Origin of the sequence: Marseilla massiliensis, assembly GCF_016899955.1 — a bacterium.
In the GTDB taxonomy this organism is placed as follows: Bacteria; Bacteroidota; Bacteroidia; order Bacteroidales; family Bacteroidaceae; genus Prevotella; species Prevotella intestinigallinarum.
This window is the reverse complement of record NZ_JACJJL010000091.1, coordinates 1-755: the sequence shown is the minus strand read 5'-3', so window position 1 is coordinate 755 and position 755 is coordinate 1. Positions and strand designations below refer to the sequence as shown.

Here is a 755-nt window from a genome sequence, read left to right as displayed (position 1 = left end):
CGATAGGGCATTGGAAAACAACCCGGAAGGGCGTGCAAGATGATGGCAAGGACAAGATGCACGTATAGATTGGTATTGCGCCGGTTGATTGTCAACTGATACATTACTTTGGTGTTGCCGTTGCCATGGCTTTGCCGTCGCCCTTTTGGCTGCCGTCTAAGTAGGCTTGCGTTGTCATAGTTCATTATCAATCATATATCAATATGTTAGCCTTGCCACCATGGCTGCAGTTGTGCATGCTCGATAGCCACGTGCCAATGGTCTCGCCAACCACTCTCCGCTCACCGTGCGGCCACCCTTTTTAGACGTTTTTCATTGCCTTGAGCATAGGCTTGGGTGTCTCCAACCCCGTTACAGGCCATTTTGGTTCTTTTTCAGGTATAATTATCTCGCTCATTTTGCGCGTATTTCCGTGCAAGTGGCTTTGAGTTTTGCTCTGCGCGATTCTCACGCCATTTAATTTCCCCCACATTATTTATATAGAACGCATTTAGCCGTCTTTCGACTTCAGTCCGAGTGATGTTTTTGTGGCTGTTTCTTAGCAGGAAAGAAGAGCGTAGCGGGCTACGTGAACAATGGCCGTGTAGAATCTGGACGAAAAGAATATCGGAATCAAGCCCAAAAAGACTTTACGCAAAAAGTTTTGATGAGTTCATAAGTATCTGTTGACAATCAACCGTCACAAAACCAATCTATATCTGTATCTTGTCCTTTCCATCATCTTGCAAGCTCTTCCGGGTGTTTTCTTTATGCCC

General features: G+C 45.8%; 1 protein-coding gene. It reads right to left on the bottom strand.

The annotated features are described in order from the left end of the window. On the bottom strand, positions 1–185 hold a 185-nt coding region (locus H6B30_RS16035), incomplete at its 3' end, for a hypothetical protein (protein WP_205112245.1). Positions 186–755: the final 570 nt, after the last annotated feature.